Origin of the sequence: Mesorhizobium sp. M1066, from assembly GCF_040318635.1 — a bacterium.
Classification (GTDB): Bacteria; Pseudomonadota; Alphaproteobacteria; order Rhizobiales; family Rhizobiaceae; genus Mesorhizobium.
Genome location: NZ_JAMYMR010000087.1, coordinates 1 through 6037, shown reverse-complemented (window position 1 = coordinate 6037; position 6037 = coordinate 1). Strand labels below are relative to the sequence as shown.

The following is a 6037-nucleotide window of genomic DNA, read 5'->3' as shown; positions in this document are numbered from 1 at the left end:
TCCTCGGCACCGTCACGTCAACCGAATGCCGAAATTACTTCACAGAGGCAGGCTATGCCCAACCTAAATTCATCCCGCTCTAGACCCTGACACCCGCCGGCACCGGCCCCCACTGGTTTTCCCGGGCCTGCGTCGGGATCAGTGCGAAGACCAGGATGATCAGGCTGCCGATCGTCGGGATCAGCACCACCAGATAAAGCCAGCCCGACAGGCCGATGTCATGAATGCGGCGAACGGTCATGCCGAGGCTGGGCAGCAATGTCGCCAGAACGAAGGTGCCGCAAAGGCCAACAGTTACCGCCGCCGATACGCTGCTGTCGAAATTGCCCATTTCGTTGTCGGCGAAAAGGCCGATGCCGCCGATGACAAGCAGCGAAACCACCCAGAACAGGAAAAAACCCCAATATTCCTTGCGACGGGCGCGACCGGCGAAATTGAAATAGTTCTGCGTCAAGCCACGCCAGAAATAGCCCCAGAGATCGCTGGGCTCGGCTGTCTCGGAAGACCGGCCGAAATGCTGCGCAGGAGGCGCTGTTGCAGGTGGAACGCTGGCTTGGGCCGGTGCGGCCTTGATGCCGGAGTCTGCGGCGGTCGGAGCAGCGATCGAAAAGACGTCGCGCGCCTGGCCGCCACCCGGCTGGAACTCGACGGCCGTGCCATTGGGCATGGCGATCTGCCGGCGCAGGTTCTCGCGGGTGAAGGTGTAACGGTTGCCGTCGGCCCCGGATATGAAGCCAAAGCCTTGGTCCTCGTCATAGTGAAGCACTTCGCCCCGCATTTGCCACCCCCGCTCGCCACGTCCCAGCCGAAGGTGGCACAGGCCCGAGCCGATGGGCAAGCCAGCATGGCTACCCTCTTCGCGGCAAATGAAGCATAAGGCATCGAGTGCAACCACCTTCGACAGAAGCAGAACATGACAGTCGAGAGTCCCGACAGTAAAACCGTGATTGAAGATGGAGTGGAAAGAAGACCTCCCAGGCTGGCCATCGACGCCACCGGCCTGACGTTCTGGCCGTCCGGCCAGGGACTTGTCGGCATCCCGCGGGTGGAAAGCTTTCTCGTCAGCGCAGCCCTGGCCGATCCCGACCCTTGCGTGGAGGTGGTGGCGTTCCGACCGTGGGAAGGCCGGTTTCGCCCCCTCGCTCCTTTCGAGCAGGACCATGTCGCGACGGGCGAGATTTCACCCTGGCGCCTCAAACGATGGCCTGGGAGACGCACGGCGATGTCGCAGGCCCTCGAAGCGGTGAGGCAGCAGCCATGGGGCAAGCGCGACGCCGACCGCCATCTTGCAAAGACGGTGACCCATGGCCGTAAAGGGATTGCCTATCAGGCGACCAGGCTGCTGATCCGGGCCTATCGGCTGTACCAGCGGGCGCGGACCCCGTCGGCCCCGCGTCAGGTTCCAAGCCAACCGGACGAGACTGAACGCGGCTTTGTCCTGATCAGCCATCACATTCTGACCGGGGACGACCGAGCCGCCGTCTCCGGGCGCGCCGGTGGCCTCGCGTTTCTTTGCCACGACCTCATCCCGACACTGCGCCCCGACATGGTTGGTATGAGCCCTGGCGAGGCTCGCTACGGGTCATATCTCGAGCACCTCGTGCGTTCCGGCGCGCCGGCATTTTGTGCATCCGACGAAGTTGGTGCGACGCTGACCGATCATATGCAACAGGCAGGCGTCACGCAGCCGGTGGTATATCGGTTTCCGATGCCGTCCATCCTGTACGAAACGGCTTCGCGCATGGGCGAGACTTCGCGCATCGAGGCCGACGAGCCGTTCGTGCTCTATTGCTCGACCATCGAAGTGCGCAAGAACCACATCCTGCTGGCACGGATATGGCAGCAGGCGCTCGACGAGGGCGTCACGCTGCCGCGGCTTGTCTGCGCCGGGCGCTGGGGCTGGATGATCGATCCGCTGCGCGCCTATCTCAAGGCCCATCCGAGATTGCTTGAGCGGGTTACGTTCACCGGAGCGATCAGCGATGAGGAGCTCATCCGATATTATCGCAGCGCTTCCTTTGGCGTCTTTCCCTCGCATATCGAGGGCTGGGGCTATGGCGCCTCGGAATGTCTCGATTTCGGCGTTCCCGTCATCGTCTCGACCGCGCCGTCGCTGATCGAGGCGAGCGGCGGGCTGATGCCGGCGATCGATTCCAATGACCAGGCCGGCTGGTACGCTGCGATCCGCAGGATGGCGGAAGACCCGGACTGGCGCTCGTCGCTGACGGAACGCATCGCAAAGCAGCATCGCCCGACGCCGGCATCGGCCAGCTGGGCTGCCATCAAGGCTGGCCTGCAGGCAAGCGCGTCCCTCCGGCCAAAGTCCTAGAGCAATTCTAGGAAAAGTGTGAAGCGGTTTTCCGTTTAGAATTGCGTCAAAACAAGGAGTTAGAGCAGATCGCCGTTTCCGTGAAACGGTGAAATGCTCTAGGTGGGCCGCTTCTTCGCCTTCTTGTGCTTAGGCGCGCCGGTGGTGTCGAATTTTGGCTTGCCCGGCTTCTTCGCCCATGGCTTTGCCTCATGCGCGGTGGCCGGGCGCTGATCGACTGCTGCTGGTGCACGTTTTTCGAATTTGCGCTTCGGCGCGTTGGGATCGAACGGCGCCTTGCCGCGATGCGGTTTCTTGTCGGGGCTTGGCGGCTGGTAGCCGGCGCGCGACAGATCGGGCGTGCCCTCGAGCCGCTTCACCAGGATGTTGCCTTGCAGCTTGCGATCGGGACCGATCGCGGCCAGGAAGCGGTCGGCCCAGTCGGCTGATATCTGCACGTAGGTCTCTTCCGGCTGCATCTTGATGGCGCCGATCTCGCGCTTAGAGATGCTGCCGGTGCGGCACAGCATCGGGATCAGCCAGCGCGGCTCGGCATTCTGCCGCCGCCCGATCGATAGCGAGAACCAGACGCTGTCGCCGAAATCGTCGCGACGGCTGGGCGCCTCGTCGCGGCGCACGAAACCTTCGCCCGCCGGTCTTTCACGCGATGGCGTGAAGGGCGCGATCTCCATGAGGTCCTCGGGCGCCGAGCGGCTGGCGCGGCACTGGCGCACGAAGGCGGCAGCCACTTGCTCGGCGCCATGTCTTGCGAGCAGCGCGTCGATGAAACCGCGTTCATCGTCCTTCACCGGCTCGTCGAAAACCGGATCGGCCAGGATGCGCTCGTCGTCGCGCCGCATCACGTCGTCGGCCGAGGGCGGGCTCGCCCATGTTGCCTTGAGGCCGGCGTTCTGCAGCAGCCGCTCGGTGCGCTTGCGGGCGCTGTTGGGCACGATCAGCGCGCTGACGCCCTTGCGCCCGGCGCGGCCGGTGCGGCCGCTGCGGTGCAGCAGCGTTTCGGGGTTGGTCGGTAAATCGGCGTGGATGACCAGTTCGAGATTGGGCAGGTCGATGCCGCGCGCCGCGACATCGGTGGCGATGCAGACTTTTGCGCGGCCGTCGCGCATTGCCTGCAGCGCATGGCTGCGCTCGTTCTGGCTGAGCTCGCCCGACAGGGCGACGACGGAGAAGTTGCGGTTGTTGAAGCGCGCGGTCAGATGATTGACGGCGGCACGCGTGTTGCAGAACACCAGCGCGTTCTTGGCTTCGTAATAGCGCAGCACATTGATGATGGCGTTCTCGCGGTCGGGCTGGGCGACGCTCAGCGCCCGATATTCGATGTCGAGATGCTGCTTCTCCTCGCCGGCGGCCGAAATGCGCACCGCATCGCGCTGATAGCCCTGCGCGAGCGTGGCGATCGAGCGCGGCACCGTGGCCGAGAACATCAGCGTCCGGCGTTCGGCAGGAGCGGCGTCGAGGATGAATTCGAGGTCTTCGCGAAAGCCCAGATCGAGCATCTCGTCGGCCTCGTCGAGCACCACCGCCTTCAGCGCCGACATGTCGAGCGAGCGCCGGGTGATGTGGTCGCGCAGCCGGCCGGGCGTGCCGACGACGATATGGGCGCCGCGCTCCAGCACACGCCGCTCCGAGCGCATGTCCATGCCGCCGACGCAGGAAGCCACGGTGGCGCCGGTCAGTTCGTAGAGCCATTCCAGTTCGCGCGTCACCTGCAAGGCGAGTTCGCGCGTCGGCGCCACCGCCAGCGCCAGCGGTGCGGCGGCGTGGCCAAAGCGCTCCGCGCCCTCAAGCAGGGTCGGCGCCAGAGCGAGGCCGAAGGCCACCGTCTTGCCGGAGCCTGTCTGCGCCGAAACCAGCGCATCGGCCTCGCCGAGTTCCGGCGCCACAACCGCCTTCTGGACGGGCGTCAGCTCGGAATAGCCGCGTTTTTCCAGCGCCCTTGCCAGCGCGGGAACGAGTGCATCGAAGTTGGACATCTTACTCTTTCGGAATTCGGATTCTTATATGCCCAGCAATGGGCCTGTCTTCGGCGGGCGTCGGGACGCTCCATGAGCCGGATGGTCATGCCGTTCGTACTTCGTGCCGCCGCCATTGTACAGGGCAACAGGACGCTCATCGCAATTGACTCTTGACGCAAACCGCGTAAAAGCCCGCTTTGAACGGGATCGTTTTTCGATGCGCGGCCTTTTGATGGCTCTTCTTGCATTCGATGCCCCCAGCCTCAATGCACATCATTGGGCCGGGCGCGTCGGCGCGTCCCCTCGTTCCAGCAAAACCCCATTCTTGGCCAAGAAAACTACCAAAACCACCACCAAAACGGTGTGATTCCCTTGGCCTAACCACCCTCTCCCGGGTTCGGCCCGGGGGACGGAACCCGCATCGGCCGGCGGGTTTCTCCAAAAACCAAGCGGAGAGGGACAGGAGATCTTTCGATGAGTTTCAAGGTAGCGATCGTCGGCGCCACGGGCAATGTGGGCCGGGAAATGCTCAACATACTGGAAGAGCGCGGCTTTCCGGTGAGCGAAGTGGTGGCGCTGGCCTCACGGCGCAGCCTGGGCACGGAAGTGTCGTTCGGCGACCGCACGCTGAAGGTGAAGACGCTCGACCAGTATGATTTTTCCGACACCGACATCTGCATCATGTCGGCCGGCGGCAGCGTCTCCAAGGAATGGTCGCCGAAGATCGGCAAGCAGGGCTGCGTCGTCATCGATAATTCGTCGGCCTTCCGCTACGACCAGGACGTGCCGCTGATCGTGCCGGAAGTGAACCCGGACGCGATTTCGCTGTTCACCCGCAAGAACATCATCGCCAATCCGAACTGCTCGACGGCACAGCTGGTGGTGGCGCTGAAGCCGCTGCATGACTTCGCCACCATCAAGCGCGTCGTCGTCGCCACTTATCAATCGGTATCCGGCGCCGGCAAGGAAGGCATGGACGAGCTGTTCACGCAGACGCGCGCCGTGTTCGTCGCCGATACCGTCGACGTCAAGAAGTTCACCAAGCGCATCGCCTTCAACGTCATCCCGCACATCGACGTCTTCCTCGACGACGGTTTCACCAAGGAAGAGTGGAAGATGGTCGCCGAGACCAAGAAGATGCTCGATCCCAAGATCAAGCTGACGGCGACCTGCGTGCGCGTGCCGGTGTTCATCGGCCATTCGGAAGCGGTCAACATCGAGTTCGAAAAGCCGATCACCGCCGACGAGGCGAGGGATATTCTTCGGGACGCCCCGGGCTGCCAGGTCTTGGACAAGCGCGAGGACGGCGGCTACATCACGCCGCTGGAATCGGCCGGCGAAGACGCCACCTTCATCTCGCGCATCCGCGAGGATTCGACCATCGACAACGGCCTGTCGATGTGGATCGTCTCCGACAATCTGCGCAAGGGCGCGGCGCTCAACGCGGTGCAGATCGCCGAGTTGCTGGTCGAGCGCGGCCTGATCCAGCCGAAGAAGAAGGCGGCTTAGTTTTCGCTCACGGGCCGTATCGCCGCTGCCGCGGCGGGCCCTCCGCGGGGGCGCCGAACGATCGGCGGCCCGCGGTCGCGGGCTCGGCCTGCGGCCGGGATGCTGAAGGTTTGCGAAGGCATTGATGAAGGTCGATCTCCCCCACGAGGGGCAGGGCTATCGCATATGGAATTCCTGAGATGTCTGCCCGGCACGGACCCCCACCCCTAACCCCTCCCCACAAGGGGGAGGGAGACTTCCGTTG

At 63.9% G+C, this 6037-nt stretch carries 4 protein-coding genes; 2 read left to right on the top strand and 2 right to left on the bottom strand.

Features of this window, described 5'->3' with window-relative positions:
• Window positions 1-79: 79 nt before the first annotated feature.
• On the bottom strand, window positions 80-778 hold the full coding sequence (locus NKH52_RS35040) for a DUF805 domain-containing protein (RefSeq protein ID WP_352736835.1): 699 nt from the start codon (window positions 776-778) through the stop codon (window positions 80-82).
• 180 nt (window positions 779-958) lie between these two features.
• On the opposite strand from NKH52_RS35040, the gene NKH52_RS35035 reads away from it, so the two are divergent.
• Complete coding sequence (locus NKH52_RS35035; protein ID WP_352736833.1) at window positions 959-2329, top strand: glycosyltransferase; 1371 nt, start codon at window positions 959-961, stop codon at window positions 2327-2329.
• 98 nt (window positions 2330-2427) lie between these two features.
• On the opposite strand, the gene NKH52_RS35030 is transcribed toward NKH52_RS35035, so the two are convergent.
• The gene (locus NKH52_RS35030) at window positions 2428-4302 is read right to left on the bottom strand and encodes a DEAD/DEAH box helicase (RefSeq protein ID WP_352736831.1); all 1875 of its coding nucleotides are present in this window, start codon (window positions 4300-4302) and stop codon (window positions 2428-2430) included.
• Between the two features lie 456 nt (window positions 4303-4758).
• On the opposite strand from NKH52_RS35030, the gene NKH52_RS35025 reads away from it, so the two are divergent.
• On the top strand, window positions 4759-5793 hold the full coding sequence (locus NKH52_RS35025) for an aspartate-semialdehyde dehydrogenase (protein WP_352736829.1): 1035 nt from the start codon (window positions 4759-4761) through the stop codon (window positions 5791-5793).
• The last annotated feature ends 244 nt before the right edge of the window (window positions 5794-6037 follow it).